Here is a 26,554-nt window from a genome sequence, read left to right on the forward strand (position 1 = left end):
AGTAACCCGACTTGTTCGTAGTTACATTGCCGCCAGCGTAGCGACGGGCACTGACACCGCCGTCGGTGCGCGCGTTCCGGTGCGGACCGGGTGGGCCCGCCACCCCGCTCGGAACCGCCGCCGACCGTCCTCGAACCGGGGTCGCCGCTCGCTCCCCGCCCGGCACGCTCACACGCCGGCGGTCGTGCTCGGCCTCCCGCTGAGCGCTGCCGCCGCCGCACCGACCAGACCGGCGTCCGTACCCATCAGCGCGGGCGTCACGGTCAGCCGCTCGACGAACGACAGCGTCGCGTACGTGCTCAGTGCCCTGCGCAGCGGGGTGAAAAGGACGTCCCCCGCCTTGCCCACGCCGCCGCCGATGACGGCGACGTCGATCTCGACGAGGGTCGCGGTCGCCGCGATGCCGGCGGCGAGCGCCTGGGCCGCACGCGCGAAGGACGCGACGGCCACCGGGTCGCCCGCCCGCGCCGCGGCCGCCACCGCGGCCGCCGAGGTGTCACCGTCGGGGCCGGGCCGCCAGCCGCCCTCGAGCGCGCGCCGGGCGATGTTCGGGCCGCTCGCGATGCGCTCGACGCAGCCGCGGGAGCCGCACGGGCACGGGTCACCGTCCAGGTCCACGCTGATGTGTCCGATGTGACCGGCGTTGCCGGTGGGGCCCGGGTGCAACTGCCCGTTCAGCACCAGACCGCCACCGACGCCGGTGGACACGACCATGCACAGGGCGTTGTCGTGACCGCGCGCGGCGCCCTGCCAGTGCTCGGCCGCCGTGATCGCCACGCCGTCACCGATCAGCTCGACCGGCAGCCCCGCCGTGGCCGTACGGACCCGCTCGACCAGCGGGTAGCCGCGCCAGCCCGGCACGTTCACGGGACTCACCGTGCCGGCGGAGGCGTCCACCGGGCCCGCGCTGCCGATGCCGACGGCCCTCACCCCGCCCCACAGCGGGGAGAGCGCCAGCTCGCCGAGGACTCCCTCGACGGCCCGCATGACGGTGTCGCCGTCCTCCCGCGCGGGCGTCGCGCGCTGGGCGCGCAGGAGGATCCGGCCCTGGCCGTCCACCAGCGCTCCGGCGATCTTGGTGCCGCCGATGTCGAGCGCGGCCACGAGGTCGGTGTGCATCAGAGTCAGGTCTCCCGCTGCTGTGTCGTGCCGGTCCCGGCGCGCGGCGACTGCCGCGGCGGGCCCGGATCCCCGGCCGGAACCCGGCAGGACGACGCTCCCCCCTGGTGGGGAGCGGGACCGGAGATTGCGGTGGACAGTGTCTCCCGCATCTGACAACGTTGTCCAGGCTCTATGCTCGACGCCACATCCTCATACAACCCCATGGACCTACGCATCCCCGTGGACGACAGGACAGGACAGCACATCGTGGCCGAGACCGCCCGCCGCTCCGAGACCCGTTACGGCAACCGTCCCACCATGAAGGACGTGGCGGCGCGTGCCGGTGTGGGCCTCAAGACGGTCTCGCGCGTGGTGAACGGCGAGCCGGGGGTCACCCCGGACACCGAGCGCCGCGTCCAGGAGGCGATCGACGCGCTGGGCTTCCGCCGCAACGACAGTGCGCGGGTGCTGCGCAAGGGGCGCACCGCGAGCATCGGTCTCGTCCTGGAGGACCTCGCCGACCCGTTCTACGGCCCTCTCAGCCGCGCGGTCGAGGAGGTCGCCCGCGCCCACGGCGCCCTGCTGATCAACGGGTCCAGTGCGGAGGACCCGGAGCGCGAGCAGGAGCTGGTGCTCGCCCTGTGCGCCCGCCGCGTGGACGGGCTCGTCGTCATCCCGGCCGGTGACGACCACCGGTATCTGGAGCCGGAGATGAAGGCGGGCGTCGCCACGGTCTTCGTCGACCGCCCCGCGGGCAGGGTCGACGCCGACGTCGTGCTGTCGGACAGCTTCGGGGGTGCCCGCGACGGCGTCGCCCACCTCATCGCGCACGGTCACCGGCGGATCGGGTTCATCGGCGACATGCCGCGCATCCACACCGCCGCCGAGCGTCTGCGCGGTTACCGGGCCGCCATGCAGGACGCGGGCATACCGGTGGAGGACGCCTGGATGTCCCTCGGTGTCACGGACCCCGAGCGGGTGCGCCGCGCGGCCGAGGACATGCTGTCCGGCTCCTCCCCCGTCACCGCGGTCTTCGCGGGCAACAACCGCGTGACCGTCACCGTCGTTCGTGTCATCGCCGAGCGCGGCAGGCCCGTCGCCCTGGTCGGCTTCGACGACCTCGAGCTGGCCGACCTCCTGCAGCCCGGCGTGACCGTCGTCGCCCAGGACGCCGCCGCCCTCGGCCGCACCGCCGCCGAGCGTCTCTTCCGCCAGCTGGACGGCAGCCTCGTCACCCCCGAACGCATCGAACTGCCGACCCGCCTGATCACCCGGGGCTCGGGCGAACTGCCCCCGTCGGGCTGACGGCCGGAGCCCGGACCCCGCTGCGCTCGCCCGCACCGGAAGGACCGGGCCACGCTCCCGGTCCCCCGCGTCGCGGTGTCGCGCCTCGTCGCGGCCCCCGGCCTCCTCCCGCGAGCGCGACCTCACCCCGCGAGCCTGCGCGACACCGAAGGCGAAGCCCTCCGGCTCAGCGCGTGCCGGGCAGGCGGCGCAGCTCGGCGACCTTCATCAGCCGGGCGAGCACGAGGTATCCCAGAACGGTCGTGAGTGCGCCCGCGGTCAGCGCGGCGGCGGTCTGCCATGTTCCGCTCCCCAGCGCGGTGCACGTACGCGCCGCGGCCCAGCCCAGCGCCGCCGCCGGGCCCGCGGCGCACAGCAGCTTCACGTAGGTACGGCGCACACCTCCCTCGTCGAGGCGGCCACCGAGTTTCCTGCGGAGCAGATACGCGGTGAGGGTGAGGCCCGCCAGACAGGACAGCGTGTAGGCCCCGGCCATGCCGACCACGGCCCAGCGCGGGGGCAGCAGCAGATGGCAGGCCGTGGCCAGGGCGATGTTGACGCCCGCGGTCCAGGCCGCCATGAAGAAGGGGGTGCGGGTGTCCTCGAACGCGTAGAAACCGCGCAGCAGCAGATACTGGGCGGAGAACGGGATCAGCCCGAGCCCGAACGCCTGGAGCATGTACCCGAGCGGACGGACCGAGGCGGCGTCCGCTGCTCCATGGGCGAACAGGAGCGATGCGATCTGCGGTCCCAGGGCGACGAAGAGGAAGGCGGCGGGCACGATGACCGCCCCGCTGATCCGCAGCCCCCGGGACAGGTCCGCGCGCAGATCCGGGATGCGCCCCTCGGCGACGGCCCGGCTCATGCGGGGCAGCAGCGCCGTCACCAGGGACACCGTCACGATGGACTGGGGCAGCATCCAGATGGTCTGGGCGTAGGTGTAGGCCGAGTAGCCCGCGCCCGCCTCAGGCAGTTCCTGGTCGGCGGCGTTGGCGTAGTTCGTGACCACGGCCAGGGCGACCTGGTTCGCCAGGACGAACAACAGCGTCCACTTCGCCGCGTGGACGCTCCCGCCCAGACCCGTGCCCCGCCAGTCGAACCGCGGCCGGAACCGGAATCCCGCGGCCCGTGCGAACGGGATCAGCGCCAGCGCCTGCACGGCGATGCCCGCGGTCGTCCCGATTCCCAGCAACCGCACCTCGTCGGCGGTGACGTCCGCCACCTGACCGGGAACCGTCATCAGCCCCAGGTACGCGGCGAACATCGCGACGAGTACGACGTTGTTGAGGACGGGGGTCCACATCATCGCGCCGAACTTCTCGCGGGCGTTCAGGACTTGACCGTAGATGCCGAACAGGCCGTAGAAGAAGATCTGCGGCAGCAGGAACCGGGCGAATGTCACCGTCAGCTCGAACGCCTGGTGGCCGTCCGGGGTGTCGCGCATGTACACGCCCACGATCTGCGGCGCCGCCCACACCGCCAGCGCCGTCCCCGCTGCCAGCACGCACACCACGAGCGTGACGAGCCGCTGCTCGTAGGCACGCCCGCCGTCGGGCTGCGTCGCCCTGGCCCGCACCAGCTGCGGGACCAGCACGGCGTTGAGCGCGCCACCGATCAGCAGCGTGTACAGGCTCGTCGGCACCGTGTTCGCCGTGTTGTACGTACTGGCCAGCAGGCCCGTCCCCAACGCCGCGGCCTGCAGCACCTGACGGATCAGCCCGGTCGCCCGTGAGACCACCGTGCCGACGGCCATCAGCAAGGACGAACGAGCCGCCCCGCCCCCGCTCCGGTCCTTGTTCCGCCGGGCGGCGAACCGCCCGCTTGTCCCATCCTCCCGCGGCACGGCCTGCGACACCGCGGAGTTCGCCCCCTGCTCCATGCCGTCAACCTATGCCCACGGGGTCCCGCGGCTGCAACCGCCCTCGATGACCCCGGACTTGACGAACCAGGCCACGTCATGACCCGTGTGCGACGATTCAGCGGCACACGCGCCGCACCCGGCTACTTGGCCGACGCGGTCAGGTCGCCGCGCCGGGGGGACGCGAACGCCTCCAGGTCGGCACGGGTCAGGCCGCTGAGCCGGGCCACCTCGGCGACGTCGAGGGCACCGCAGTCGAGGCCGCGCAGCAGGTAGCCGCTGAGCGCCTTCGCGGTGGCGGGCTCGTCCATGACATCGCCGCCGGCCTGGTTGGCGTAGCGGGCGAGGCGGGCGGCGGCCTGCTCGAAACCCTCGCGGTAGAAGGCGAACACGGCCGCGTACCGGGTGGGAATGTGCCCGGGGTGCATGTCCCAGCCCTGGTAGTAGGCGCGGGCCAGGGCGCGGCGGGTGAGCCCGTAGTGCAGGCGCCAGGCGTCGTGGACCTTGGCGGTCGGGCCGACGGGCAGGACGTTGGTCGAACCGTCCGAGACGCGGACGCCGGTGCCCGCGGCGGCGACCTGCATGACCGCCTTGGCGTGGTCGGCGGCCGGGTGGTCGGACGCCTGGTAGGCGGCGCTCACGCCGAGGCAGGCGCTGTAGTCGAAGGTGCCGTAGTGCAGGCCCGTGGCGCGGCCGTCGGCGGCCTGGATCATGCGGGCGACGGTGGCGGTGCCGTCGGCGGCGAGGATGGACTGGCTGGTCTCGATCTGGATCTCGAAGCCGATCCGGCCGGGCTCGAGGCCGCGCGCCTTCTCGAACTCCTCCAGGAGCCGGACCATCGCGGTGACCTGTTCCGGGTAGGTCACCTTGGGCAGCGTCAGGACGAGTCCCCCGGGCAGGCCGCCGGCCTCCATCAGGCCGGTGAGGAAGATGTCCAGGGTGCGGATGCCGCGGTCGCGGACCGGGGCCTCCATGCACTTCATGCGGATGCCCATGTACGGGGCCGCCGTGCCGTTCGCGTACGCCTCGGCGATCAGTCGCGCCGCGCGCGCCGCGGCCGCGTCCTCCTCGGCGTCGGGGCGCGGGCCGTAGCCGTCCTCGAAGTCGACGCGCAGGTCCTCGACGGGCTCACGCTCCAGTTTGGCCCGCACGCGGTCGTACACGGGTCCCGCGAGGTCGTCGGCGAGGCCGAGGACGGCGGCGAAGGAGGCGGCGTCGGGGGCGTGCTCGTCGAGGGCCGCCAGGGCCCGGTCGCCCCAGGAGCGGATGGTGTCGGCGGCGAAGGCGTCACCGGGGACGTACACCGTGTGGACGGGCTGCCGGGTGCCGGGGTCTCCCGGATAGCGGCGCTCCAGCTCCGCGTCGACCGGGGCGAGGGAGGCGCTGATCTCCTCGCTGACGGCGCCCGCGAGGCTCGTTGCCACCTTCTCCTGCTGACCCTGACCCATTCCACACCCTCCTGTTTTCCGCTGCACGGAATCAACAATCCGTATAGCGAAGTTAATAGGCGGTTGCGATCTGCGTCAATGGTCACCCGGAACGGCTCGGGGCCGCGCGGTGACGAACACCACGCGGCCCCGGCAGGAGCGGCAGACGCGGCCCCGGCGGACCGGCCTCCCGTGGAGGGATCAGCCCTTGCGGGTGTTGATCTCCTCGGTGAGCTGCGGGACGACCTCGAAGAGGTCGCCGACCACGCCGTAGTCGACCAGGTCGAAGATCGGGGCCTCGGCGTCCTTGTTGATGGCCACGATGGTCTTCGAGGTCTGCATACCGGCGCGGTGCTGGATGGCACCGGAGATGCCGGAGGCGATGTACAGCTGCGGCGAGACGGACTTGCCGGTCTGGCCGACCTGGTTGGAGTGCGGGTACCAGCCGGCGTCGACCGCGGCACGCGAGGCACCGACGGCCGCACCGAGGGAGTCGGCGAGGGTCTCGATGATCGAGAAGTTCTCGGCGCCGTTGACGCCACGGCCGCCGGAGACCACGATCGCGGCCTCGGTCAGCTCGGGGCGGCCGGTCGACTCGCGCTCGGTGCGCGAGGTGACCTTGGTGCCGGTGGCCTTCTCGGAGAAGGAGACCGTCAGGGCCTCGACGGTGCCCGCGGCCGGCGCGGCCTCCACGGGAGCCGAGTTCGGCTTGACCGTGATGACCGGAGTGCCCTTGGAGACACGGGACTTGGTGGTGAAGGAGGCGGCGAACGCGGACTGCGTGGCCACCGGGCCCTCGTCGCCGGCCTCGATGTCCACGGCGTCGGTGATGATGCCGGAGCCGATGCGGAGGGCGAGACGGGCCGCGATCTCCTTGGCCTCGGCGGAGGACGGCAGCAGCACGGCGGCCGGGGAGACGGCCTCGTACGCGGCCTGGAGCGCGTCCACCTTCGGCACGACCAGGTAGTCGGCGAACTCGGAGGCGTCGGCGGTGAGGACCTTGACCGCGCCGTGCTCGGCGAGCACGGCCGCGGTGTCGCCGGCACCGGCGCCGAGGGCGACGGCGACGGGCTCGCCGATACGCCGGGCCAGCGTCAGCAGCTCCAGCGTGGGCTTGCGGACGGCGCCGTCCGCGTGGTCGACGTAGACGAGAACTTCAGCCATGGGACTTCTTCTCTCCTGCTTACGAAGTATGAGGGGGCAGTGGGGTCCGACGGTCCGGACCCCGGGCGAATCTGGCGGGCCTAGATGAACTTCTGGCCCGCGAGGAACTCGGCCAGCTGCTTGCCGCCCTCGCCCTCGTCCTTGACGATCGTGCCGGCGGTGCGCGCCGGACGCTCGGCAGCGGAGTCGACCTTGGTCCAGGAACCCCCGAGGCCGACCTCGTCCGCCTCGATCTCCAGGTCCGACAGGTCCCAGGACTCCACCGGCTTCTTCTTGGCGGCCATGATGCCCTTGAAGGACGGGTAACGCGCCTCGCCCGACTGGTCGGTGACCGAGACGACCGCGGGAAGCGAGGCCTCCAGCTGCTCGGAGGCGGCATCGCCGTCACGGCGGCCCTTGACGACGCCGTCCTCGACGGATACCTCGGAGAGCAGGGTCACCTGCGGCACACCCAGACGCTCGGCCAGCAGGGCGGGAACGACACCCATGGTGCCGTCCGTGGAGGCCATGCCGGAGACGACGAGGTCGAAGCCGGCCTTCTCGATCGCCTTCGCCAGCACCAGCGAGGTGCCGATGGCGTCGGTGCCGTGCAGGTCGTCGTCCTCGACGTGGATGGCCTTGTCGGCGCCCATCGACAGCGCCTTGCGCAGCGCGTCCTTGGCGTCCTCGGGGCCGATGGTCAGCACGGTGATCTCGGCGTCGTCGGCGTTCTCGGCGATCTGCAGCGCCTGCTCCACCGCGTACTCGTCGAGCTCCGAGAGCAGACCGTCCACGTCGTCGCGGTCCACCGTCAGGTCATCGGCGAAGTGCCGGTCGCCGGTGGCGTCGGGCACGTACTTCACAGTGACAACGATCCTCAAGCTCACGCCGGCTCTCCTACTGCATCGTCATTTCTGGGCTGCCTTCTTGCAGGCAGCATAGGCGCCTGAAGCGGCCGGTCCCGGTCGGGGCGACCCGCGCTCCGAACGAAATATTACTCGTCAGTACACCTACCGGATGCCCACTAAGCAAGCGCTTTGAACTGTGACCTTGACAACGCTGCGTAATCAACTGCGGGCGCCTGTGGCATCGGCCACACCGGTCCGGGACTCACGTCCACCAGTCGCGCAGTCCGTTGAATCGCCCCTGGTGGTAGAGCAGCGGGCGGCCCGCGCCGGAGGGATCGCCCTGGCAGACCTCGGCCAGGACGATGCGGTGATCCCCGGCCGGCACGCGCGCGACGACCCGGCACACCAGCCAGGCGAGGACGTCGTCGAGCAGGGGGACGCCCTCGGGGCCCTCGCGCCAGCGGGTGGGCGCCCCGAAGCGGTCGGCGCCGCTGCGCGCGAAGGTGGCGGCCAGATCCTGCTGGTGCTCGCCGAGGATGTGCACGCCGACATGGTCCGCCTCGGCCACCGCGGGCCAGCTCGACGCGCCGGTGCCGATGCCGAAGGAGACGAGCGGGGGCTCGGCGGAGACCGAGGTGAGCGAGGTGGCGGTGAAGCCGGCCGGGCCCGCGGCCCCCCGGGCGGTGATCACGGCGACTCCCGCCGCGTGCTGCCGGAAAACGGCGCGCAGGAGGTCGGGAGAGGCGAGCTGCGCGGTGCCGAGGCCGGGCGTGGCCGTCATCTGGTGGTCCTTCTTCGCGAGGCGGCGTGGCGGTCCCCCCGCTCGGCCGAAGCCGCGGTCGGGGGCGGGTCCGTGGGTGCTCAACGGCCCGGACAGCGCGCACTCGCGGTGCGGGCGAGGTCCACATGGACACGCTCGAAGAGAAGGAGTTCGCGGGGCATACGGTCAGGCTGACGACAGGCGTCGGGCACAGTCAAGGGCGTCCCGTGTTCTGCGAGATGCCTCACGAAGATCACCACGGGTCAGACGGCCTCGCCGAGCGCGGCGATCACGTCCGCCTTGCGCGGCTGCCCGGTCGCCCGGCGCACGATCCGGCCGTCCGCGTCGAGGACGAACACCGTGGGCGTCCTGAGGATGCCGAGTTCCCGCACGAGGTCCAGGTGGTCCTCGGCGTCGATCTCGACGTGGGACACGCCGGGGACCAGGCCGGCCACCTCGGCGAGCACGCGGCGGGTGGCCCGGCAGGGGGCGCAGAAGGCGCTGGAGAACTGGACGAGCGTGGCCCGCTCACCGAGGCGCGCCCCCAGCTCGGCCGCGCCGATTCGTCTGCCGTCGTCACGCCCGCGCACTGCGACTCTCCCGCTCCGCCGCCGATGCAGCACTCCGTAGGCGCTCGCGACCACGAGCACCGCCACGCACACCACAAGTCCGGTCATCCCCCGGAGCAGCGTTCACGAGACCGCAAAGATTCCCGGCCCACGGATCCCGCCCCGTACGGAATGCTTGATTCATGGACATCGACGTGAGGGGGCCGCGGTTCGGTGCGGCCGTGACGGCCGTGGTGCTGGCGACCGTGCTGATCACCGGCAGCGCCTGGCTGCTGGCCTGGCAGACCCTGGCCTTCGCCCTGGGCGCGGCGGGCGGCACGGGGCGCTCGCCGTACAGGTGGCTGTTCCGCACGCTGGTACGGCCACGGATCGGGCCGCCGACGGACTTCGAGCCGCCCGAGCCCCCGCGGTTCGCGCAGGCGGTCGGACTGGCGTTCGCCGTCGTGGGCCTGGCGGGTTACGCGGTGGGTCCGCAGTGGCTGGGGACGGCGGCGACCGCGGCGGCGCTCGCCGCGGCGTTCCTCAACGCCGTTTTCGGGTACTGCCTGGGGTGTGAGATGTACCTGGTCGTGCGTCGCCTGTCGGTGCGCGCGGAGTAAAGCCGAGGGAAAACGCCGAGGTCGATCAAGGGTCGACGTGACGAGGATCTCGCCACACTCCGGCACCAGGACTGGCCCCCGGTCCGTTCTTGGGGCACGATCTGCGCAATGCCGTAAACCTACGGCTGCGTAACTTACCGCCGGGAGCCCCTTTCCCAGGCAGAGAGAAGGGTCCACCCCGTCCATGGCAGAGCTTGTCTACCGTCCCGTCGTCGGTCTCGCCCTCACGCTGTTCAAGGCCTGGGACCTCAAAATCGACTGCAAGGGATCGGAGAACATTCCGCGCTCGGGCGGCGCCGTGCTGGTGAGCAATCACATCAGCTATCTCGACTTCATCTTCGACGGGATGGCCGCACTTCCCCAGAAACGTCTGGTCCGCTTCATGGCGAAGGAGTCGGTGTTCCGCCACAAGGTCTCCGGCCCCCTGATGCGCGGCATGAAGCACATCCCGGTGGACCGCAAGCAGGGTGAGCAGGCCTACGCGCACGCGCTGGACTCGCTGCGTTCCGGTGAGATCGTGGGCGTCTTCCCCGAAGCCACCATCTCCCCGTCTTTCACGCTGAAGAGCTTCAAGTCGGGTGCCGCGCGCATGGCCCAGGAGGCCGGGGTCCCGCTGATCCCGATGGCCCTGTGGGGCACCCAGCGCCTGTGGACCAAGGGGCACCCGCGCAACTTCAAGCGGAGCCACATCCCGGTCACGATCCGCGTCGGCGAGCCGGTCGAGGCTCCCCGCGACCAGTACGCGGGCGCGATCACGCGCCGGCTGCGCGACCGGGTCCAGGAACTCCTCGAAGCCGCGCAGCACGCCTATCCCGGACGCCCGCAGGGCCCGGAAGACGCCTGGTGGATGCCCGCGCACCTGGGCGGCACGGCGCCGACCCCCGAAGAGGTGCGTGCCGCCGAGGCGCGCTGACCTGCCGTCAGGCCGGGGCGTGGACGGTGATCCGCGCCCCGGGGCTGAACTTCTCCAGCAGCTCGGCGAGTTCGGCTCCGGCACGTTCCACGTCGGCGACCGGCATCGGGGCGAGGCTCTCCAGCAGGAAGATCGCGGAGGTCGACCTCTCCGTGAGCCGCGTCCGCGGCCCCTGGCGCCAGTTCCACCTCCGGCAGGTCACGCCCGCGTCGTCGCGCCACACCACCTCGCCCGCGTCCGGGTGCTCGACCACCTCTTCGCCGCCCGCGACGGTCACGAAGTCCTCGTCGCCCGTCGCGCGCACGAGCCGCATCCCGCCCTGGACCAGGGCGGCGTCCTCACCGCCGACCGGGATCAGGTGGGCGACGCTGATGGCGTTGTAGACGTCGACGAGCAGGTTGATCCGCGGCAGCCCGGCGTCCGACAGCGCCCTCTTCGCCAGTGCCTCTGCCGAGTTGCGGGTGCGGGCCGGCTTCGAGCCGAACGCCGTGTAGGTCTCGCGCCAGGCCGCCATGTGCGGGTCCTCGTGCGGGGCGCGGCCGTCGAGCCGTACGGCGAGACGGCGGGCCGCGTCGTCGAGCAGCGCGGACGTCCCCTCCGTGCTGGGCCCGTTGACGAGGCCGTCCGCCTCGATCGCCACGTGCGTGAAGCCGGGCGCGAGCGCGCGGACCTCGTCGGACACGGTGAGCGTGAGAGTCATCGTCTGCCTTGCCTCAGAGTGCGGTGGGAAGCGTCTTCCACAGCTGCGGGCGGTCCTGAGCGGCCTTGAGCGCTGCCAGCACCGCCGACTGAGGTTCAGCGTACAGCACCGGATAGTCCACCTCATTGGACTTCGGGTCGGGCACCCAGGCCAGCCGCTCGCCGTCGAGCGAGAACTGCGCGTCGACTCCCGGCTTGTTGCCACGGCAGTCCTGGCGGTGCCACGCCCCGTCGAACCGCACGGCGACCAGGCCGTGCACGGCGTATCCGTCACCGTCGTCGTGCCGCAGTCGCTGGTAGCACAGCGCCGTGGGGATGTCCTCCGCGCGCAGGAGCGCGGCCAGCGCGTGCGCCTTGGCGTGACAGATGCCGGTGCGCTGCTCCAGCACGTCGGAGGCGCGCCAGGTGACGCGGGGGTCCTCCGCGTCCTGCGAGTGCGGGATGGCGTCACGGACGAATTCGTAGGCGGCTCGCGCATAGGCATACGAGTCCGTCGCGTCCCGGGCCAGCGCGGCGGCCGCCTTTCGCACCGCGGGGTGATGGTGATCGATGACGTCGTCGGCAGCCAAGTACGCCGAAAGGTCAGGGGTTTCCTGGATCAGTTCCATGACCGCGGAGCATAGAAACACGGCCGACCGGAAGTCAATGACTTTTCGATCGACCGTATATCTATGCAGAGACTGGTCTTCGGGTTCAGACAGGTCCTAGCGGGCCATCTCCTCCTTGAGTGCCGCTACGAACCCGTCCACGTCCTCTTCCGTCGTGTCGTAGGCGCACATCCAGCGGACGTCGCCCGCGGCCTCGTCCCAGAAGTAGAAGCGGTACCGCTTCTGGAGCCGCTCGCTGACGTCGTGCGGCAGCCGCGCGAAGACCGCGTTCGCCTGCACGGGATGGAGGATCTCCACCCCGTGGACGGCGCGGACACCCTCGGCGAGCCGCTGCGCCATCCCGTTGGCGTGCCGGGCGTTGCGCAGCCACAGGTCCTTGGCGAGCAGGGCCTCCAACTGCACCGAGACGAAGCGCATCTTGGAGGCCAGCTGCATGGACAGCTTGCGCAGGTGCTTCATGCGGCGGACGGCGTCGTGGTTGAGGACGACGACCGCCTCGCCGAACAGCGCGCCGTTCTTCGTCCCGCCCAGCGTGAGGATGTCCACGCCGACCGCGTTGGTGAACGCCCGCATCGGGACGTCCAGGGCGGCGGCCGCGTTGGCTATCCGGGCACCGTCGAGATGGACGCGCATGCCGTGGGCGTGGGCGTGCTCACAGATCGCGCGGATCTCGTCGGGCGTGTACAGGGTGCCGAGTTCGGTGTTCTGGGTGATGGAGACGACCTGCGGCATCGCACGGTGCTCGTCGTCCCAGCCGTACGCCTGCCGGTCGATCAGCTCGGGGGTGAGCTTGCCGTCGGGGGTGGGCACCGTGAGCAGCTTGAGGCCGCCCATGCGCTCGGGGGCACCGCCCTCGTCCACGTTGATGTGCGCGCTCTCCGCACAGATCACCGCACCCCAGCGGTCGGTGACCGCCTGGAGTGCCACGACGTTGGCGCCCGTGCCGTTGAAGACCGGGAAGGCCTCGGCGCCGGCCCCGAAGTGGCTGCGGATGATCCGCTGGAGATTGGCCGTGTAGTCGTCCTCGCCGTACGCGACCTGGTGCCCGCCGTTGGCCAGGGCCAGGGCGGCGAGCACCTCGGGGTGGGCCCCCGCGTAGTTGTCGCTGGCGAAGCCGCGGACATCCGGGTCGTGGTGACGCCGGGCATCGGTCTTCGGAGGGTTCACGGCTTCTCGGTCAGCCACAGACGGTTTCCGTTCACTTCACCGGCGGGCTTGTCCCAGACGCCGGCGATGGCCTCGGCCAGTTCCGTGACGTCCGTGAAGCCCGCGAACTTCGCGTTGGGGCGCTCGGCGCGCATCGCGTCGTGCACCAGTGCCTTCACCACCAGGATCGCAGCCGCGGAACGCGGCCCGTCCTCGCTCCCCGCCTTGCGGAAGGCGTCGGCCATGGCCAGCGTCCACGCCTCGGCGGCGGCCTTGGACGCGGAGTACGCCGCGTTGCCGGCGGTGGGCTGCGAGGCACCGGCGGCACTGATCAGCAGGTACCGGCCGCGGTCGCTGCGCTGGAGCCCGTCGAAGAAGGCGAGCGAGGTGTGCTGGACCGTGCGGATCAGCAGCTTCTCCAGCAGCTCCCAGTCCGCGAGGTCGGTCTGCGCGAAGGAGGCGCTGCCGCGCCAGCCGCCGACCAGGTGGACCAGGCCGTCCACGCGGCCGAAGTCCTTCTCGATGCGGCCGGCCCAGTCACGGGCCGCCTGCGGGTCGAGCAGGTCGACCGTGTCGCCCACGACGGTGGCACCGCCGTGCGCGTAGCGTGCCGCGTCCACGGCCTCGGCGAGCCGCTGGGGGTCGGCGTCCGAGCCGACGACGACCGCGCCCGCCTCGGCGAGCCGCATCAGCGCGGCACGTCCGGCCGGTCCGCCGGCGCCCGCCACCGCGATCACCGCGCCGCCGAGTGCTCCGTTGCCGTTCCCCTGGGCCATCGTCTTCGCCTCCTGGGCGTCTTCGGCGCGGGCGCTCACGCGGCGATCCGCTCGGCGTTCTCCGCGGTGATGCCCTTGGTCGCGGCGATCACGTTCTTCAGCTTCTTCGCGAGCGCCTCGTAGAACATGCTCAGCGGAAACTCGTCGGGAAGCACGTCGTCGACGAGCTTGCGCGGGGGCAGGCTCAGGTCGAGGGCGTCGGGGCCCTTGGCCCAGCGCGAGCCGGGGTGCGGGGCGAGGTACTGGGAGACCAGGTCGTACGCGGCGAACCAGTGCACCAGCTTGGGGCGGTCGATGCCCGCCCGGTAGAGGTCCTCGATCTCGGCGCAGAGCTGGTTGGTGACCTGCGGGGCGCGCTGCCAGTCGATGTGCAGCTTGTTGTCGGTCCAGCGGACGACGTCGTGCTTGTGCAGGTAGGCGAAGAGCAGTTGGCCGCCGAGACCGTCGTAGTTGCGCACGCGCTCACCGGTCACCGGGAAGCGGAACATGCGGTCGAAGAGGACCGCGTACTGCACGTCACGGGCCTGCGGGACGCCGTCGGCCTCCAGCTTCACGGCCTCCTTGAAGGCGGTGAGGTCGCAGCGCAGCTCCTCCAGGCCGTACATCCAGAACGGCTGCCGCTGCTTGATCATGAAGGGGTCGAAGGGCAGGTCGCCGTGGCTGTGGGTGCGGTCGTGGACCATGTCCCACAGGACGAAGGCCTCCTCGCAGCGCCTCTGGTCGTGCACCATGGCGGCGATGTCCTCGGGCAGGTCGAGGCCCAGGATGTCGACCGCGGCGTCGGTGACGGCGCGGAAGCGGGCCGCCTCACGGTCGCAGAAGATGCCGCCCCAGGTGAAGCGCTCGGGGGCCTCGCGCACGGCGATGGTCTCCGGGAAGAGGACCGCGGAGTTCGTGTCGTAGCCCGCGGTGAAGTCCTCGAAGGTGATGCCGCAGAACAACGGGTTGTCGTAGCGGGTGCGCTCCAGCTCGGCCAGCCAGTCCGGCCAGACCATGCGCAGGACGACCGCTTCGAAGTTGCGGTCCGGGTTGCCGTTCTGCGTGTACATGGGGAACAGGACGAGGTGCTGGAGGCCGTCCTCGCGGCGCGCGGCGGGCTGGAAGGCCAGCAGCGAGTCGAGGAAGTCGGGCACCTTGAAGCCGTCGTCGGCCCAGCGCCGCAGGTCCTTGACGAGCGCCTCGTGGTAGGCCGCGTCGTGCGGCACCAGCGGGGCGAGCTGCTCCACGGCGTCGATGACACGGCGTACGGCCAGCTCGACGTCGGAGGCGTCCGGGGCACCCTCGGCCTCGAAGTCGATCGAGCCGTCCTTGGCCTGCCACGGCCGTATCTCCTCCACGGCATCCTTGAGCACGGGCCAAGCCGGGTGCTCCACCACCCTGACCGAGGGAGGAATGAGTTCCTCCGTAGCCGTCTGCACAAGAATCTCCGTCATGACCCATCCTCCACAAAAGAACCTCGCGTATCGACACCGTATGCATTCGAGGTTCCTTCCCACAAGTGGAGGTCCGGCAAATTATCCTGCGCGACCCCCGTCTTCGCCGCGCTTTTTCCTGTCGGACACCGTCGATGCGACGACTTGCACCATCCGTTGCCGGGATCGGGGGTGAGAGCGGCGACGGCGGTCAACCGGCGGGGGACTCGCCCACCCCGGGGTGACGCGCCCGCCGTGCCACGGTACGGGTCGGCCCTGCGGAGCGCCCCCATTGCCCGGCGCAGGAGCGGGTACACCGCACAGCGGGGCCGTTAGGCTGCGGCCTTGCCGCGTGGACGCCCCGTCGGACCCCACGCCGGAGCCGAGCCGCCGTCGACGGAAGCGAGACGAACCGTGAACTTCCTCACCATCGGTCATCGCGGGGTGATGGGTGTCGAACCCGAGAACACCCTGCGCTCCTTCGTCGCCGCCCAGCAAGCGGGCCTCGACCTGATCGAACTCGACCTGCACCTGAGCAAGGACGGCGCCCTGGTCGTCATGCACGACCCGGACGTGGACCGCACGACCGACGGCACGGGCCCGATCGCCGAGAAGACGCTCGCCGAGCTGCGCGTACTGGACGCGGGGCGAGGCGAGCGCGTCCCCGTCTTCGAGGAGGTCCTCGACGCCGTCAGCGCGCCGCTCCAGGCGGAGATCAAGGACGTGGCGGCGGCGCGGGCACTGGCGGAGGTCATGCACCGGCGGGACCTCGTCGCACGCGTCGAGGTCCTCTCCTTCCACGACGAGGCGATCGCCGAGATCGCCCGTCTCGTGCCGGGCGTGCGTACCGCGCTGGTCGCCAGCCGTTACGGCGTCGACGTCGTCGACCGCGCCACCGCCGTCGGCGCGGCCTGTCTGGTCCTGAACATCCGGCGGCTGACCCTGGAGATCGTCGAGCACGCGCGCAAGGCGGACCTGCGGATCATCGGCTGGGTGGTGAACACCCAGGACCAGCTGCGGCTGGTACGGGCGCTCGGGCTGGACGGCGCGACGACCGACTACCCGGAGATCAAACGCACCGGCCGCTTCACCGCATGAGCCTCACACCAGCGGCTTGACCAGCAGCTCGAACTGCAGGTCGGCCCGGCGCGGGACGCCGAAGCGCTCGTCGCCGTACGGGAAGGGCGTCATCCTCCCCGTACGGCGGTAGCCGCGCCGCTCGTACCAGGCGATCAGGTCGTCGCGTACCGATATCACGGTCATGTGCATCTCGCCGGCGCCCCAGACGTCACGCGCGTACCGCTCCGCCTCCGTCATGATCACCTTGCCGAGGCCGGCGCCCTGAAGTGCCGGGCTCACCGCGAACATTCCGAAGTAGGCGTGGTCGCCGCGGTGTTCGAGCTGGCAGCAGGCGACGACCGCGCCGTCCCGCTCGACCGTCAGCAGACGGCTGTCGGGCGACTTGACCACCGCCAGCACACCCTCCGGGTCGGTCCGCTGCCCGTCCAGGATGTCCGCCTCGGTGGTCCACCCGGTCCTGCTGCTCTCCCCGCGGTAGGCGGACTCGATCAGCCCGACCAGGGCGTCGACGTCGGCGTCGGTGGCATCGCGGAAGGTCAGTCCGGCGGCAGAGGTGTCCATGGGGCGGCTCTCCGATGTGTGGCGCGGCTCGGGCACCGCCGAGCCTAACCCTCGCCTAGGCTCCGGGTGCATGGTGCATGTACTGAGCAGCCGGACCCTGTTGCGTCCGACCGATCCCGAGCGTTCCCGGCGTTTCTACGGCGAGCAGCTGGGCCTCGCCGTCCACCGCGAGTTCGGCACGGGCCCCGAGCGCGGCACGGTCTACTTCCTCGGCGGCGGCTTCCTGGAGGTCGCGGGCCGCTCCGACACCCCGGCCTCCCCCGCGCTCAAGCTGTGGCTCCAGGTCGCCGACGCGGCGGCGGCGCACGAGGAGCTGACGGCCGCGGGCGTAGGCATCGTGCGTCCGCCGGTCAGGGAACCCTGGGGACTGATCGAGATGTGGATCGCCGACCCCGACGGGACGGAGATCGTGCTCGTCGAGATCCCGGCGGACCATCCCCTGCGGTACCGGCCGGGCATCTGACCTAGGGCGTCAGACGCGCGGCCTGCCGAGGCTTCCCTCCAGCCGACCCAGCAACTCGCCGAGCAGCACGGCGAGTTCGCGCTGCCGGCCGGGGTCGATGCCGGACAGGACGGCCGCCTCGTAGGCGAGCTGGTCGGGCAGGATGCCGTCGACGAGGTCGCGGCCCTCGTCGGTCAGCCGGACGTGCGCGACCCTGCGGTCGCGGGTGTCGCCGCGCCGCTCGACGAGGCCGCGACCGGTGAGCTGCTTGAGCCGCTTGGTGACTGCCGCACCGGACGAGAAGGTCTCGCGGGCGATCTCGCTCGGGGTCAGCTCGTGACCGGTGCGCCGCAGCGTGCCCAGGACGTCGAACTCGGGGCGGGTCAGTCCGGCCCGGCGCAGCGGGGCGTCCTCCGCCTGCTGAAGGAGCGCCGCGCTGCGGTTGATACGGCCGATGATCTCCATGGGACCGGTGTCGATACCGGGGTGCACCGACTGCCACTGCCGTACGACGACACCCATGGTGTCCACGGGTGCCGCCGCTCCCGCCCCGCTCACGGGCTCCGCGGCCCCCGGACCGCTCCGGGGCGTCTCGCCCGGGGTCTCCCCCGCGGGCGCCCGCCGGGCCGTGTCCCGCCCGGCCGCCGCCTTCGCCGCCCGCCCGTGTGCTGCCGTCATGCCTGTGCGTCCTCCAGGGAGTGGGGTCCGTGACCTCGTACCGTCGCCGCGAGCGTACGGTGTGCGGCCTGCTCGGCCCGCATCACCCGCTCCTCGGGCAGGGCGCGCTGCCACCACTCCCCGGCCGCGGCGTCGGATGCCGCGCGCAGATCGACGACGGCCGCGGCGAGGTGGCGGCGAGCGGATTCGAGGGCCCCGGGCGCGGGGTGCGGGCCGGCCAGGACGCGTGCCGCGTGCCCGCGGGCGCGCTCGACGGCGCCGAGTGCCTCCTCGACACGGTCGCCGGCCCGCCGGTTGGTGACCACGACCGCCGCGACGAAGCCGACCAGCGCGCCGACGAGGGTGTCCGCGACCCGGTCGGCCATCAGCTCGCCGGGCTCCTGGCGGCGGGCGAACTCGGTGATGAGCAGCGCCATGGGGGTGACGCAGACGCTGCCGAGCCAGTAGTTGCGGCCGATCAGTGCCTCGGCGCCGAAGTTGAGCAGGAGGCAGCTCAGCACGAGTGCCGGCTGTCCGAGGTGCGCGAGCGGGACGATCGCCGCGAAGACGAGCACGCCGGCCACGTTGCCGACGACGCGCTGGACGCCCCGGCTCCAGGTCAGGGTGACGTTGGCCTGGTAGAGGGAGGCCGCGGTGACCAGGGCCCAGTAGGGGCGGCCGATCCCGAGGGCGAGCGAGACGTATCCGGCCAGGGCGCAGCCGAGTGCCGTGCGCAGAGCGATGGGGGCCAGTGGAGCGAGCCTGGCACGCAACGGCCGTGCGGGAGCCTCGAGTTCGGCTTCGACACCGAGCAGCTCGCCGGCCTCCCGGACGTTCGGGCGCGGGACGGGCCCGGTGCCGCGCAGCCGGCGGGCCCACGCGCGCAGCCGCTCGGCCTCGGTGTCGTCGGGAGCGGCGAGGGCGGCCTCCGCTCGGACCACGAGCCCTTCCAGGGCGCGCCGGGACGCGGAACGGGCTCCGGTGGAGAGCAGGCACTGCCAGGCGGCGTGCACGGCGGCCGCCGCGGCGGCCCGGCTCCCGGCGCGGCCGTCGTCGGCGGCGCGCGTCCCGGCGTACGCGGCGGCGGCATGGAGCGCGTGAGCGGTGGCCCGGCGCTCGGGCCCGTGCGGCCGTACGAGAGCGGGCGCCATGCCGACCAGCCAGGCCCAGGCGCCCGCGCAGACGGCGAGCGCCAGGTGTCCGGGGACCTGGCCGAGCGTCTGCGGCGCGAACAGGGAGGCGGAGCTGATGAAGGTGAGGACGACGTGACCGGGCGGGCCGAGGCGGGTGGCGTCGCACAGCACCTTCTGCACGGCGGCCAGCAGCGCGCCGACGGTGACGAGGACGACGGCGTCCGTGGTGAGCGACGCCGTGACCAGGGCGACGGTGAGACCGCCGAGCATGCCGAGCACCACCCCGGCCAGGACGCGGGCCCGGGCGGCGTACGGGCGGTTGTGGGCGTACAGCGCGCACAGGGATCCGGCCATCGTGTAGATCGCCAGGTCGAGGCGGTCGAACGCGAGCAGCGTGAGGTTGGGCGGGGCGACCGCGGCGACGACGCTCAGGGCGGGCTTGAACCAGATGTCGGAGGGTCTGCCCAGCCGCAGCACCCCGGCGAGCGGGAGGCGGCGTACGCGGACGAGGGGTGACAGGGGGGACACACTGCTCATGACTCGAACTTTAACAGGTGTTTTACTCGTAAATTGTCAGCCTGGTTCATCCCCGCGGGCCGGTTCCCGGCAGGCCGCCACCCGCCGCCCGGGTCCATCGTCCGCCGTCCGGGTGCACCGTCCGCCGTCCGCCGTCGAGGTGATGGCCTGCGGTGCACCCCGCACGCTCCCCCGTGTACACCCTTGCGCTCGCTTGCGCACCGGGCGGCACGGGCATGCCCTGACCGACTGTCCGACACCGTCGAAGGGGGAGGTGTGCGGTGCACGGACCGGTTTCGTCCGGCTGGCTGCTCGTCGCGTTGTGCACGGCGACCGGCGTGTACTGCCTGCTCCGGATGCGCAGCCCGGTCGACGAGCAGCGCCGTGCGGCGGGCGGTGAGGCCCTCATGGGTTTCGGCATGGCCGCGATGGCCGTCCCGGCGGCCGTGGCCTCTCCGCCGCGCTGGACCTGGCTGGTGTACGCGGCCGTCTTCGGCACGGCAGCGGTCCGCGCGCTGTGGGCCGCCCGGGAGAGCGCCCACCACCTGCACCACCTGGTGGGCGCCCTGGCGATGGCCTACATGGGCGGGGCGATGGCCGCGTCGCCCTCGGTACAGGAGCACGGCGGACACGGCGGGTCCGGAGCCCCCCTGGTGACCGGTGCGCTCCTGCTGTACTTCACCGGATACGTGCTGTGGTCCGGCACCGGACTGCTGCCGGGCACGGCCGGGGCGCCGCCCGGGGCGAGCGCCGCGTCCCCGGCCCGGCGCGGCACCGCCGGCTGGGGCGACCGGCCCGAGCTGGCGCGGGCGTGCCGGCTGTCGATGGGGATCGCCATGGTGGCCATGCTGCTGACCCTCTGAACCCCACGCCGCCCGCGTGTCGGCGCCGCCGCACCGACGGACATGTGCGGGCCTTGGCATGCGGGCGGACCCGTCCGGCCGGCCGTACTCCCCCGTGGTGTGCGTCACTTGGCGCGGCAGCCCGTATCCTCCGGCGGTTCCCGCTCATAGGCTTCGCCCCATGATGGTCCCCGTGGCACTGCTGCTGCTCGGCGCCCTCGCCGCCGTCGCCGCTCCACGGCTGCTCGCCCGGGCCGACTGGACCGACCGGGAACCGGTGGTCGCCCTGTGGATGTGGCAGTGCGTGGTGGCCGCCGTCCTGCTGTGCTGCGTGCTGTCGATGACCCTGAGCGCCGCCGCCGCCTGGGCAGCCGTGCGGGGCCACGTGTTCGCCCCCGCGCCGCATTCCGTCGTGGACGCCTACTCCCTGGGCACGGGCGGCCCCTGGGCCGCGACGACCGCGCTGGTGCTCGCGGGCGGAGGTGTGTGGACCGCGGCGATGCTGACCCGCGAGATCGCCCGGGCCGCCGCGCACCGCCGGCGCAGCCGCGCCGAACTCCTCGACCGCGCTCCTCTGTTGCCCGGCGAAGAGTCCGGCCGTGAGCGCCTGGTGGTCCTGGAGGGCGAGCGCCCGGACGCCTGGTGGCTGCCCGGCGCGGCGCCCCGACTCGTCATCACGACGGCCGCGTTGCAGCGCCTCCGAGGACCCCGGCTGGACGCCGTACTCGCCCACGAGCAGGGACACGCGCGGGCGCGCCACGACTGGCTGCTGCACTGTTCGGCCGCGCTGGCCAACGGGTTCCCGCAGGTACCGGTCTTCGCCGCGTTCCGCGACGAGATGCACCGTCTGGTCGAACTCGCCGCCGACGACATGGCGTCCCGCCGCTTCGGCCGTCTCAGCATCGCGCTGGCGCTGGTCGAACTCAACGAGGATCGCGGCGTGTTCGGTCCCGGTCCCGCTCCGCACGCCCAGGTCCCGCAGCGCGTGCACCGCCTCCTCACCCCTGCGACCCGGCTCACGGCGGCGCGCCGGCTGCGGCTGACGGCGGCCGGAGCGCTGGTGCCGGTGATCCCCGTACTGATCGCGTTCATACCGGGCCTGCGGGCGCTCGGACACTGAGACCGGGGCCCGGGCACCGCCGATCCGTGGATCCGCCCGACGCCCGCGGGTGCCGCACGCCTGCCGGTCCGCCGGCCCCTGGCCGCGCGCCGAGTCGGTGCGGGCATCGGGACACGAGCGCTGGAGGTGGTGGGCGGGAGCACCAGCGGCGCCCGCCCACCGGAGGTGGTCACTGACTCGCGGGCACCGTGTCTTCGAAGGTCGTGCCTGCCGCCCGGTAGGCGGTGATCTTCGCCGCGACCTGGGCCGGGGTCAGCACCCGGTCCTTGACGTGCAGGACGTAGTCGACCTTCTGGTCGTAGGCGCGTGGGGTGGTGCTGGTCTGGCCCGCAAGGTCGATGAGCCACTGGTTGAAGTTGATGGACATCGGCCGTTCTGGCAGATATCGGGCGTCGTGGCGGCCGAACTCCTGGCCGTCGACGTAGTAGGTGATGTTGCTGTCGTTGACGGTGAAGACGAGGTCGTGCCAACCGGCGAAGCTGGTGCGCGACTCCGAGTGCTGGTTGACGGCTTCCCAGGGGTCGGGCCGGTAGGTCTCCCACGACGTGGTGTAGAGGATGTTACCGGGCTCGCCCCAACCGCCGTTGGGCAGGTACTCGAAGTCGTACTCGGCGTAGTCGTCCGCCATCGGGGCCTTGAGGTCGTTGATGGTGAAGAAGGTCTGTACGACGCGGTCGCCGTCGGGTCCCGACTTCGGCGTGTCGGAGAACCGCACCCGGGCCGCATAGGTCCCGTTCTTGAACTTCGCCGCCCAGGTGAGCACTTCGGCGTGTTCGGTGGACTCGGGCGTGCCGGCCGTCGAGGTTTCCAGGTTCATGATCGAGTTGGTCCCCTCCTTGGCGAACGTGACGTTCTGCGCCGCCCAGGTCGCGCCCGGCACGCCGGGCCCGCCCGCGTTGGACCGCACGCTCCAGCCGTGGGCGCCGATCGCCGGATCGCTGTGCGACGAGTAGTTGAAGTCGTCGAAGAGGGCGGCGCCGGTCGGTGGGTCGGTCGGATCCGGGTCGGGCCCCGGACCGCTGCCCTCCGGCGCCGTCCCCCACACCTGCGTACCCCCGACGCTTGCGGTGACCTTGGACCAGTTGCCGTACACGGTCTGGGCGGGCCCGAAGGAGTAGTCGTCGCTCTGGTTCAGCTGCTGCCAGTCGGAGCGGTGGAAGCGCAGCTGCATGTCGCCGGTGTCCGCGCCGGGCGCGAGAGTGCCGGCGCCGGCGGTGAAGCCGATCTCCAGGTAGCGGTCGGCGGTGGCGGTCGGCTTGGCGAGGGTGCCGAAGGTGCCGGTGATGTACGCGCAGCCCCTGACGGCCCAGGAACAGGCGAAGGTGTACGAGGCACCCGACTCGGACTTGAAGTAGTACCGGATCTTGACCTGGCCGAGGGACACCGGGGCGGTGCCGGTGTTGACGGCCTTGAACCAGGGTTCGGCCTGGTCGCTGCCGGAGGCGCTCTGCCGGTACTGGACGGTCAGTGACTCGCCGGCGGCGGCAACGGGCGTCGCCGACAGGGCGGTGCAGCCGAGTCCGGCCACGAGGGCGGCGGCCAGGGCCGCGCGTATCCGTGGGAGTCGCGCTGTCTTGCTCGTGCTGATGCTTCTCACCTGGTGGTCCTCTCGGGACGAAGGATCGCGGAGGGGCGGCTCGGCACTCCAAGGGCGTCGAGCCGGGTTCGGTGGTGGTGCAGCCGTGCTTGGAATCCCGGCCAGTCGTGGCCGCCGGACCAGGACGTGTCGGCCAGCGCGCACAGCCGGGGAAAGGCGAGGTACTCGGCGTGCGCCGCCGTGGCGACGTACTCCGTCCACAGCTGCGCCTGGGTGCCGAGCACCCGTGCGGCGACCGCTGCCTCCCAGTGGGCGGGGGCGGGTTCGGTGGCGTACACGGCCTGCAGGTCGACCGCGTCGCCCGGCTGGCCCGGCGGTTCGTCCGGGTGGGGGGACTGGGGATAGTCGAGGTACGTGGAGCGGTGCGGGGCCATGATCACGGGCTGGCCGCGGCAGGCCGCCGTCAGCCCGTGATCCGCGTCGCGCCAGGCGAGGGCGGCGAAGCAGTCGGGCAGGTCACGACCGGTCTCGGTCCACCCCAGCGGCCGCCTCCCGCGCCCGGTCAGGAAGCTCCCGATCTGTTCCATGAACCATCCGTGCAGCGCGTCGGGGCCGTCCAGCCCTTCTTCGGCGACGCGCCGCAGGGCGGCGGGGGAACGGTGCCATTCGGCGGTCGGGCACTCGTCGCCGCCGACGTGGACGTGGAGCGAGGGGAAGACGTCCATGACCTCGTCCAGGACGGCGCGGCAGAAGTCGAGGACCTCGTCGGTGACGCCGAGGACGGTGTCGCACACTCCCCAGCCCTGCCACACCTTCAGGGGCCGCCCGGGGAAGTTGCCGAGGTGCGGGTAGGCGGCCAGGGCGGCACGCGCGTGGCCCGGCATCTCGATCTCGGGCACGACGGTGACACCCCGGTCGGCGGCGTACGCCACCAGATCGCGCAGCTCCGCACGGCTGTACGCGCCGCCGTACGGTATCCCCGCGACCTCGGTGAGCCGGGGGTACGCCGTGATGGGCATCCGCCAGCCCTGGTCGTCGGTCAGGTGCAGGTGCAGCACGTTGAGTTTGTGCAGTGCGAGCAGGTCGGTGAAGCGGCGCAGGAAGGAGACGGGCTGGAAATGGCGGGCCACGTCGAGCATCGCGCCGCGCCAGGCGTATCGGGGTACGTCCGTGATCTCGATGCCGGGGATGGACCACCGCACTCCGCGTACCGGTTCTGTCCCGAGTACGGCGACGGGCAGGAGCTGCCGGAGGGTCTGGACACCGTGCCGGAGCCCGGCGACGCCCGCGGCACGGAGCAATACCGTTTCGCCGCTGACAGTCAGGCCGTAACCTTCCGCGCCGAGGCCGGTGAGGCCGGGTTCGAGGACGAGGACGATCCGGCCGTCCGGGGCGAGGGGCAGGGGCAGGCCGGTCGCGGGGGCCAGCAGCGTGCGCAGCAGTGCGGCGGCGGGCCCGGCGCCGGGGGTGGCGCGGATCGCCGTCCTCTCGTCGAGGGTGAAGGTCCCGGAGGACCGGCTGAGTCTCAAGGGGGCCGGGACGAGTCCGGGGCATGTGGATGGTCGTAACACGGTGTCTCCCAGGGCCTGTCGTTGGGATCGGGCCGGCTGTGACCGACGGTTCGTCCTGACCGACCCGAGTGCCGGCCCCGCGGACACGGCCTAGCCCTTGACCGCGCCGCCGGCGAGGCCGGTGGCGACCCGGCGCTGGAGCACCAGGAAGAGGATGAGGACGGGCAGCGCGAAGAGCGTGGAGGCGGCCATGGTGGCGCCCCAGTCGGTGCCGAAGACGTTCGAGAACGACGAGAGCCAGACCGGGAGGGTGCGGTCGTCCTGGTTCTTGATGATCAGCATGTTGGCGAAGGCGAATTCGTTCCAGGCGGTGATGAAACCGAAGAGCGAGGTGGCGAGCAGGCCGGGTGCGAGCAGCGGGAGGGTGACCCTGCGGAACGCGGCCGTGCGGGTGCAGCCGTCGAGCTGGGCGGCTTCCTCCAGTTCCTCGGGTATTCCGGCGAGGAAGCTCCGCAGGGTGACGATGGTGAAGGGCAGTGTGATCATGAAGTAGACGAGGGTGAGGGTGGCGAGCCGGTCGAGCATGTCGGTGTCGCGTGCGATGACGTACATCGGGATGAGGAGGGCCTCCCAGGGCGCGACCTGCGCGATGAAGACCATCAGGACGAAGCCGCGGCGGCCCTTCCAGTGCAGCCGCGCCACCGCGAAGGCCGAGCCGAGGGCGACTGCGAGGGCCAGCAGCACGCTTCCGGCCGTGACGAGGAGACTGTTGCGCCAGAACGACCAGAATCCGTCGGCGTTCACTGCTGCGGAGAAGTGCTCCAGCGTCAGCGAGGTGGGCAGGAAGAGGGGTGACTCGGCCTGGATGTCGGGTGTGGGCCTGAAGGCCGTGAGGACCATCCAGTACACGGGAAAGGCGCAGACCACGAAGGTGAGCAGCGCACCCGCGTGCAGGGGCACCCGCCGCAGCATGCGGGAGGTGGCGGCGGGGACGCGGCTCACAGCTCGGCCTCCTGCCGGTACATCTGACGGAAGTAGAGGATCAGTGCGGCGATCAGGATGAGGACGGTGAGGGTTGCCGCGGCGGCTCCGAGGTCGTAGCGGTGCAGTGACTGGGCCACCTGGTAGGCGTAGACCGGCAGGGTGGTGGTCGCTCCGCCGGGACCGCCCCGGGTGACGGCCCAGATCTGGGCGAAGCACCGGAAGACCCAGATGACTTCGAGACTCAGGACGAGTCCGAAGATCGGCCGGAGCAGGGGAAGGGTGATCGAGCGGAAGGTGCGCCAGCCGCCGGCGCCGTCGAGCCGGGCCGATTCGAAGAGTTCGGTGGGAACGGTGGTCAGCGCGGAGTGCAGGGTGATGGCGACGAACGGCACGGACTGCCAGACGACGAGCAGCACCAGGACGGTGAAGGCCGCCGGTCCGTGCGCCAGCCAGGAGTAGTCCTGGAAGGAGTCGAACCCCAGCCGCACCAGCAGCCAGTTGACCACTCCGAGGCGGGAGGAGAAGAGCCACTGGAAGACGGTGGTCGTGGCGATGACGGGGCTGGCCCACGCGAGTACGAGTCCGCTCAGGACCAGAGTGCGCATCCGTCTGCCGAGCCGCTGGAGCATCAACGCGACGGCTGTGCCGATCACCATGATGAGTACGACGTTGGTCGCGGTCCACCACAGGGTACGCCGGGTGACCTGCCAGAATTCGGCGTCGCTGAGGATCTGCCGGTAGTTCTCCAGACCGGCGAAGTCCGCGCCACCCCCAATCAGTTCGGCCATTCCGTAGTGCTGGAGGGAGATCAGCAGGTTGCGGGCGAGGGGATAGGCGAGCAGGAAGACGATGCCGAGGGCCGTGGGTGCGATGAGCAGGTAGGACCACAGGGCATCGGGAACGGCTCGTCGGCGTATGGCCGGCGCGGGGGCCGGTGTCGGCGCGGACGCGGAGGCTGCCGCAGTGGTGACCGGTCGAGCTGCCGGACCGGGACGGGTGTCGGGGCGCGTCATGCTCTCTTCCCCGGC

Annotated in this window: 26 protein-coding genes; 7 read left to right on the plus strand and 19 right to left on the minus strand. The window is 71.9% G+C overall.

What is annotated here, in order from left to right; all coding sequences use genetic code 11:
- Window positions 1–168 precede the first annotated feature (168 nt).
- Window positions 169–1,119 (minus strand): ROK family protein, encoded by a 951-nt coding sequence (locus tag ACFYP4_RS16655; protein WP_358851273.1) that lies wholly within the window; start codon window positions 1,117–1,119, stop codon window positions 169–171.
- Window positions 1,120–1,323: 204 nt separating this feature from the next.
- Between ACFYP4_RS16655 and ACFYP4_RS16660 the strand changes: the two genes are divergently transcribed.
- Window positions 1,324–2,406: a LacI family DNA-binding transcriptional regulator gene (locus ACFYP4_RS16660; RefSeq protein WP_358851272.1), complete on the plus strand. Its 1,083-nt coding sequence runs from the start codon at window positions 1,324–1,326 to the stop codon at window positions 2,404–2,406.
- A 166-nt stretch (window positions 2,407–2,572) separates the two neighbouring features.
- Here ACFYP4_RS16660 and murJ read toward each other — a convergent pair whose 3' ends face one another.
- The 6 genes from murJ to ACFYP4_RS16690 form a co-directional block, all read right to left on the minus strand.
- Entirely contained in the window at window positions 2,573–4,264 is a 1,692-nt protein-coding gene (gene murJ / locus ACFYP4_RS16665; protein ID WP_388785953.1) for a murein biosynthesis integral membrane protein MurJ, read from the minus strand.
- Window positions 4,265–4,386: 122 nt separating this feature from the next.
- Window positions 4,387–5,691: a DUF6986 family protein gene (locus ACFYP4_RS16670; RefSeq protein WP_388785955.1), complete on the minus strand. Its 1,305-nt coding sequence runs from the start codon at window positions 5,689–5,691 to the stop codon at window positions 4,387–4,389.
- Window positions 5,692–5,871: 180 nt separating this feature from the next.
- Complete coding sequence (locus ACFYP4_RS16675) at window positions 5,872–6,834, minus strand: electron transfer flavoprotein subunit alpha/FixB family protein (RefSeq protein ID WP_358851270.1); 963 nt, start codon at window positions 6,832–6,834, stop codon at window positions 5,872–5,874.
- An 80-nt stretch (window positions 6,835–6,914) separates the two neighbouring features.
- A complete protein-coding gene (locus ACFYP4_RS16680; protein ID WP_358851269.1) occupies window positions 6,915–7,700 on the minus strand; it encodes an electron transfer flavoprotein subunit beta/FixA family protein in 786 nt (261 codons plus the stop codon).
- Between the two features lie 223 nt (window positions 7,701–7,923).
- Window positions 7,924–8,442: a flavin reductase family protein gene (locus ACFYP4_RS16685; RefSeq protein WP_358851268.1), complete on the minus strand. Its 519-nt coding sequence runs from the start codon at window positions 8,440–8,442 to the stop codon at window positions 7,924–7,926.
- A 242-nt stretch (window positions 8,443–8,684) separates the two neighbouring features.
- Window positions 8,685–9,098 (minus strand): thioredoxin family protein, encoded by a 414-nt coding sequence (locus ACFYP4_RS16690; RefSeq protein WP_358851267.1) that lies wholly within the window; start codon window positions 9,096–9,098, stop codon window positions 8,685–8,687.
- Between the two features lie 74 nt (window positions 9,099–9,172).
- Here ACFYP4_RS16690 and ACFYP4_RS16695 point away from each other — a divergent pair, with 74 nt between their 5' ends.
- Window positions 9,173–9,589, plus strand: coding sequence for a DUF4395 domain-containing protein (locus tag ACFYP4_RS16695; protein WP_388785958.1), 417 nt, complete (start codon window positions 9,173–9,175; stop codon window positions 9,587–9,589).
- A gap of 184 nt (window positions 9,590–9,773) precedes the next feature.
- Window positions 9,774–10,502 (plus strand): lysophospholipid acyltransferase family protein, encoded by a 729-nt coding sequence (locus ACFYP4_RS16700; protein ID WP_358851265.1) that lies wholly within the window; start codon window positions 9,774–9,776, stop codon window positions 10,500–10,502.
- Between the two features lie 7 nt (window positions 10,503–10,509).
- Here the strand turns inward: ACFYP4_RS16700 and ACFYP4_RS16705 are convergent, their stop codons facing one another.
- From ACFYP4_RS16705 to ACFYP4_RS16725, 5 genes are all read right to left on the minus strand, one after another.
- Entirely contained in the window at window positions 10,510–11,202 is a 693-nt protein-coding gene (locus ACFYP4_RS16705; RefSeq protein WP_388785960.1) for a B3/4 domain-containing protein, read from the minus strand.
- A gap of 13 nt (window positions 11,203–11,215) precedes the next feature.
- Entirely contained in the window at window positions 11,216–11,809 is a 594-nt protein-coding gene (locus ACFYP4_RS16710; RefSeq protein ID WP_358851263.1) for a transglutaminase domain-containing protein, read from the minus strand.
- Between the two features lie 96 nt (window positions 11,810–11,905).
- Window positions 11,906–12,976 (minus strand): low specificity L-threonine aldolase, encoded by a 1,071-nt coding sequence (locus tag ACFYP4_RS16715; RefSeq protein WP_358851262.1) that lies wholly within the window; start codon window positions 12,974–12,976, stop codon window positions 11,906–11,908.
- On the minus strand, window positions 12,973–13,731 hold the full coding sequence (locus ACFYP4_RS16720) for an SDR family NAD(P)-dependent oxidoreductase (RefSeq protein WP_388786240.1): 759 nt from the start codon (window positions 13,729–13,731) through the stop codon (window positions 12,973–12,975). Before ACFYP4_RS16720 ends, ACFYP4_RS16715 begins: the two co-directional genes overlap by 4 nt.
- 35 nt (window positions 13,732–13,766) lie before the next feature.
- Window positions 13,767–15,164, minus strand: a complete 1,398-nt coding sequence (locus ACFYP4_RS16725; RefSeq protein ID WP_358851261.1) for a DUF6421 family protein — start codon at window positions 15,162–15,164, stop codon at window positions 13,767–13,769.
- A 393-nt stretch (window positions 15,165–15,557) separates the two neighbouring features.
- Between ACFYP4_RS16725 and ACFYP4_RS16730 the strand changes: the two genes are divergently transcribed.
- On the plus strand, window positions 15,558–16,241 hold the full coding sequence (locus tag ACFYP4_RS16730) for a glycerophosphodiester phosphodiesterase family protein (RefSeq protein ID WP_358851260.1): 684 nt from the start codon (window positions 15,558–15,560) through the stop codon (window positions 16,239–16,241).
- Between the two features lie 3 nt (window positions 16,242–16,244).
- Here ACFYP4_RS16730 and ACFYP4_RS16735 read toward each other — a convergent pair whose 3' ends face one another.
- Window positions 16,245–16,784, minus strand: a complete 540-nt coding sequence (locus tag ACFYP4_RS16735) for a GNAT family N-acetyltransferase (protein WP_388785964.1) — start codon at window positions 16,782–16,784, stop codon at window positions 16,245–16,247.
- A 70-nt stretch (window positions 16,785–16,854) separates the two neighbouring features.
- Between ACFYP4_RS16735 and ACFYP4_RS16740 the strand changes: the two genes are divergently transcribed.
- Window positions 16,855–17,247, plus strand: a complete 393-nt coding sequence (locus tag ACFYP4_RS16740) for a VOC family protein (protein ID WP_358851258.1) — start codon at window positions 16,855–16,857, stop codon at window positions 17,245–17,247.
- Between the two features lie 9 nt (window positions 17,248–17,256).
- Here the strand turns inward: ACFYP4_RS16740 and ACFYP4_RS16745 are convergent, their stop codons facing one another.
- Together ACFYP4_RS16745 and ACFYP4_RS16750 are read right to left on the minus strand one after the other, a co-directional pair.
- Entirely contained in the window at window positions 17,257–17,904 is a 648-nt protein-coding gene (locus ACFYP4_RS16745; RefSeq protein WP_388785967.1) for a MarR family winged helix-turn-helix transcriptional regulator, read from the minus strand.
- Window positions 17,901–19,553 carry an FUSC family protein gene (locus ACFYP4_RS16750; protein WP_388785969.1) on the minus strand — a complete coding sequence of 551 codons (1,653 nt, stop codon included), beginning with the start codon at window positions 19,551–19,553 and terminating at the stop codon, window positions 17,901–17,903. The genes ACFYP4_RS16745 and ACFYP4_RS16750 overlap by 4 nt, the downstream gene beginning before the upstream one ends.
- 260 nt (window positions 19,554–19,813) lie before the next feature.
- Here ACFYP4_RS16750 and ACFYP4_RS16755 point away from each other — a divergent pair, with 260 nt between their 5' ends.
- Both ACFYP4_RS16755 and ACFYP4_RS16760 read left to right on the plus strand, forming a co-directional pair.
- Window positions 19,814–20,395, plus strand: coding sequence for a DUF5134 domain-containing protein (locus tag ACFYP4_RS16755; RefSeq protein WP_358851256.1), 582 nt, complete (start codon window positions 19,814–19,816; stop codon window positions 20,393–20,395).
- 160 nt (window positions 20,396–20,555) lie between these two features.
- Window positions 20,556–21,494, plus strand: coding sequence for a M56 family metallopeptidase (locus ACFYP4_RS16760; RefSeq protein ID WP_358851255.1), 939 nt, complete (start codon window positions 20,556–20,558; stop codon window positions 21,492–21,494).
- Window positions 21,495–21,663: 169 nt separating this feature from the next.
- Here the strand turns inward: ACFYP4_RS16760 and ACFYP4_RS16765 are convergent, their stop codons facing one another.
- The 4 genes from ACFYP4_RS16765 to ACFYP4_RS16780 form a co-directional block, all read right to left on the minus strand.
- Window positions 21,664–23,091, minus strand: coding sequence for a cellulose binding domain-containing protein (locus tag ACFYP4_RS16765; protein ID WP_388785972.1), 1,428 nt, complete (start codon window positions 23,089–23,091; stop codon window positions 21,664–21,666).
- Window positions 23,088–24,602: a beta-N-acetylhexosaminidase gene (locus tag ACFYP4_RS16770; protein ID WP_388785974.1), complete on the minus strand. Its 1,515-nt coding sequence runs from the start codon at window positions 24,600–24,602 to the stop codon at window positions 23,088–23,090. Before ACFYP4_RS16770 ends, ACFYP4_RS16765 begins: the two co-directional genes overlap by 4 nt.
- Window positions 24,603–24,692: 90 nt before the next feature.
- On the minus strand, window positions 24,693–25,514 hold the full coding sequence (locus ACFYP4_RS16775; protein ID WP_358851314.1) for a carbohydrate ABC transporter permease: 822 nt from the start codon (window positions 25,512–25,514) through the stop codon (window positions 24,693–24,695).
- A 26-nt stretch (window positions 25,515–25,540) separates the two neighbouring features.
- Window positions 25,541–26,539 (minus strand): carbohydrate ABC transporter permease, encoded by a 999-nt coding sequence (locus ACFYP4_RS16780; RefSeq protein WP_388785976.1) that lies wholly within the window; start codon window positions 26,537–26,539, stop codon window positions 25,541–25,543.
- Between the last annotated feature and the right edge of the window lie 15 nt (window positions 26,540–26,554).

It is taken from the genome of Streptomyces sp. NPDC005551 (genome assembly GCF_042871785.1).
In the GTDB taxonomy this organism is placed as follows: domain Bacteria; phylum Actinomycetota; class Actinomycetes; order Streptomycetales; family Streptomycetaceae; genus Streptomyces.

Coding starts and splice junctions, on each gene's coding strand:
- ACFYP4_RS16655 (WP_358851273.1), bottom strand. CDS start 1,119: ATGCACACCGACCTCGTGGCCGCGCTCGACATCGGCGGCACCAAGATC.
- ACFYP4_RS16660 (WP_358851272.1), top strand. CDS start 1,324: ATGGACCTACGCATCCCCGTGGACGACAGGACAGGACAGCACATCGTG.
- murJ (WP_388785953.1), bottom strand. CDS start 4,264: ATGGAGCAGGGGGCGAACTCCGCGGTGTCGCAGGCCGTGCCGCGGGAG.
- ACFYP4_RS16670 (WP_388785955.1), bottom strand. CDS start 5,691: ATGGGTCAGGGTCAGCAGGAGAAGGTGGCAACGAGCCTCGCGGGCGCC.
- ACFYP4_RS16675 (WP_358851270.1), bottom strand. CDS start 6,834: ATGGCTGAAGTTCTCGTCTACGTCGACCACGCGGACGGCGCCGTCCGC.
- ACFYP4_RS16685 (WP_358851268.1), bottom strand. CDS start 8,442: ATGACGGCCACGCCCGGCCTCGGCACCGCGCAGCTCGCCTCTCCCGAC.
- ACFYP4_RS16690 (WP_358851267.1), bottom strand. CDS start 9,098: ATGACCGGACTTGTGGTGTGCGTGGCGGTGCTCGTGGTCGCGAGCGCC.
- ACFYP4_RS16695 (WP_388785958.1), top strand. CDS start 9,173: ATGGACATCGACGTGAGGGGGCCGCGGTTCGGTGCGGCCGTGACGGCC.
- ACFYP4_RS16700 (WP_358851265.1), top strand. CDS start 9,774: ATGGCAGAGCTTGTCTACCGTCCCGTCGTCGGTCTCGCCCTCACGCTG.
- ACFYP4_RS16705 (WP_388785960.1), bottom strand. CDS start 11,202: ATGACTCTCACGCTCACCGTGTCCGACGAGGTCCGCGCGCTCGCGCCC.
- ACFYP4_RS16710 (WP_358851263.1), bottom strand. CDS start 11,809: ATGGAACTGATCCAGGAAACCCCTGACCTTTCGGCGTACTTGGCTGCC.
- ACFYP4_RS16720 (WP_388786240.1), bottom strand. CDS start 13,731: ATGGCCCAGGGGAACGGCAACGGAGCACTCGGCGGCGCGGTGATCGCG.
- ACFYP4_RS16725 (WP_358851261.1), bottom strand. CDS start 15,164: ATGACGGAGATTCTTGTGCAGACGGCTACGGAGGAACTCATTCCTCCC.
- ACFYP4_RS16735 (WP_388785964.1), bottom strand. CDS start 16,784: ATGGACACCTCTGCCGCCGGACTGACCTTCCGCGATGCCACCGACGCC.
- ACFYP4_RS16740 (WP_358851258.1), top strand. CDS start 16,855: ATGGTGCATGTACTGAGCAGCCGGACCCTGTTGCGTCCGACCGATCCC.
- ACFYP4_RS16745 (WP_388785967.1), bottom strand. CDS start 17,904: ATGACGGCAGCACACGGGCGGGCGGCGAAGGCGGCGGCCGGGCGGGAC.
- ACFYP4_RS16750 (WP_388785969.1), bottom strand. CDS start 19,553: ATGAGCAGTGTGTCCCCCCTGTCACCCCTCGTCCGCGTACGCCGCCTC.
- ACFYP4_RS16760 (WP_358851255.1), top strand. CDS start 20,556: ATGATGGTCCCCGTGGCACTGCTGCTGCTCGGCGCCCTCGCCGCCGTC.
- ACFYP4_RS16775 (WP_358851314.1), bottom strand. CDS start 25,514: ATGCTGCGGCGGGTGCCCCTGCACGCGGGTGCGCTGCTCACCTTCGTG.
- ACFYP4_RS16780 (WP_388785976.1), bottom strand. CDS start 26,539: ATGACGCGCCCCGACACCCGTCCCGGTCCGGCAGCTCGACCGGTCACC.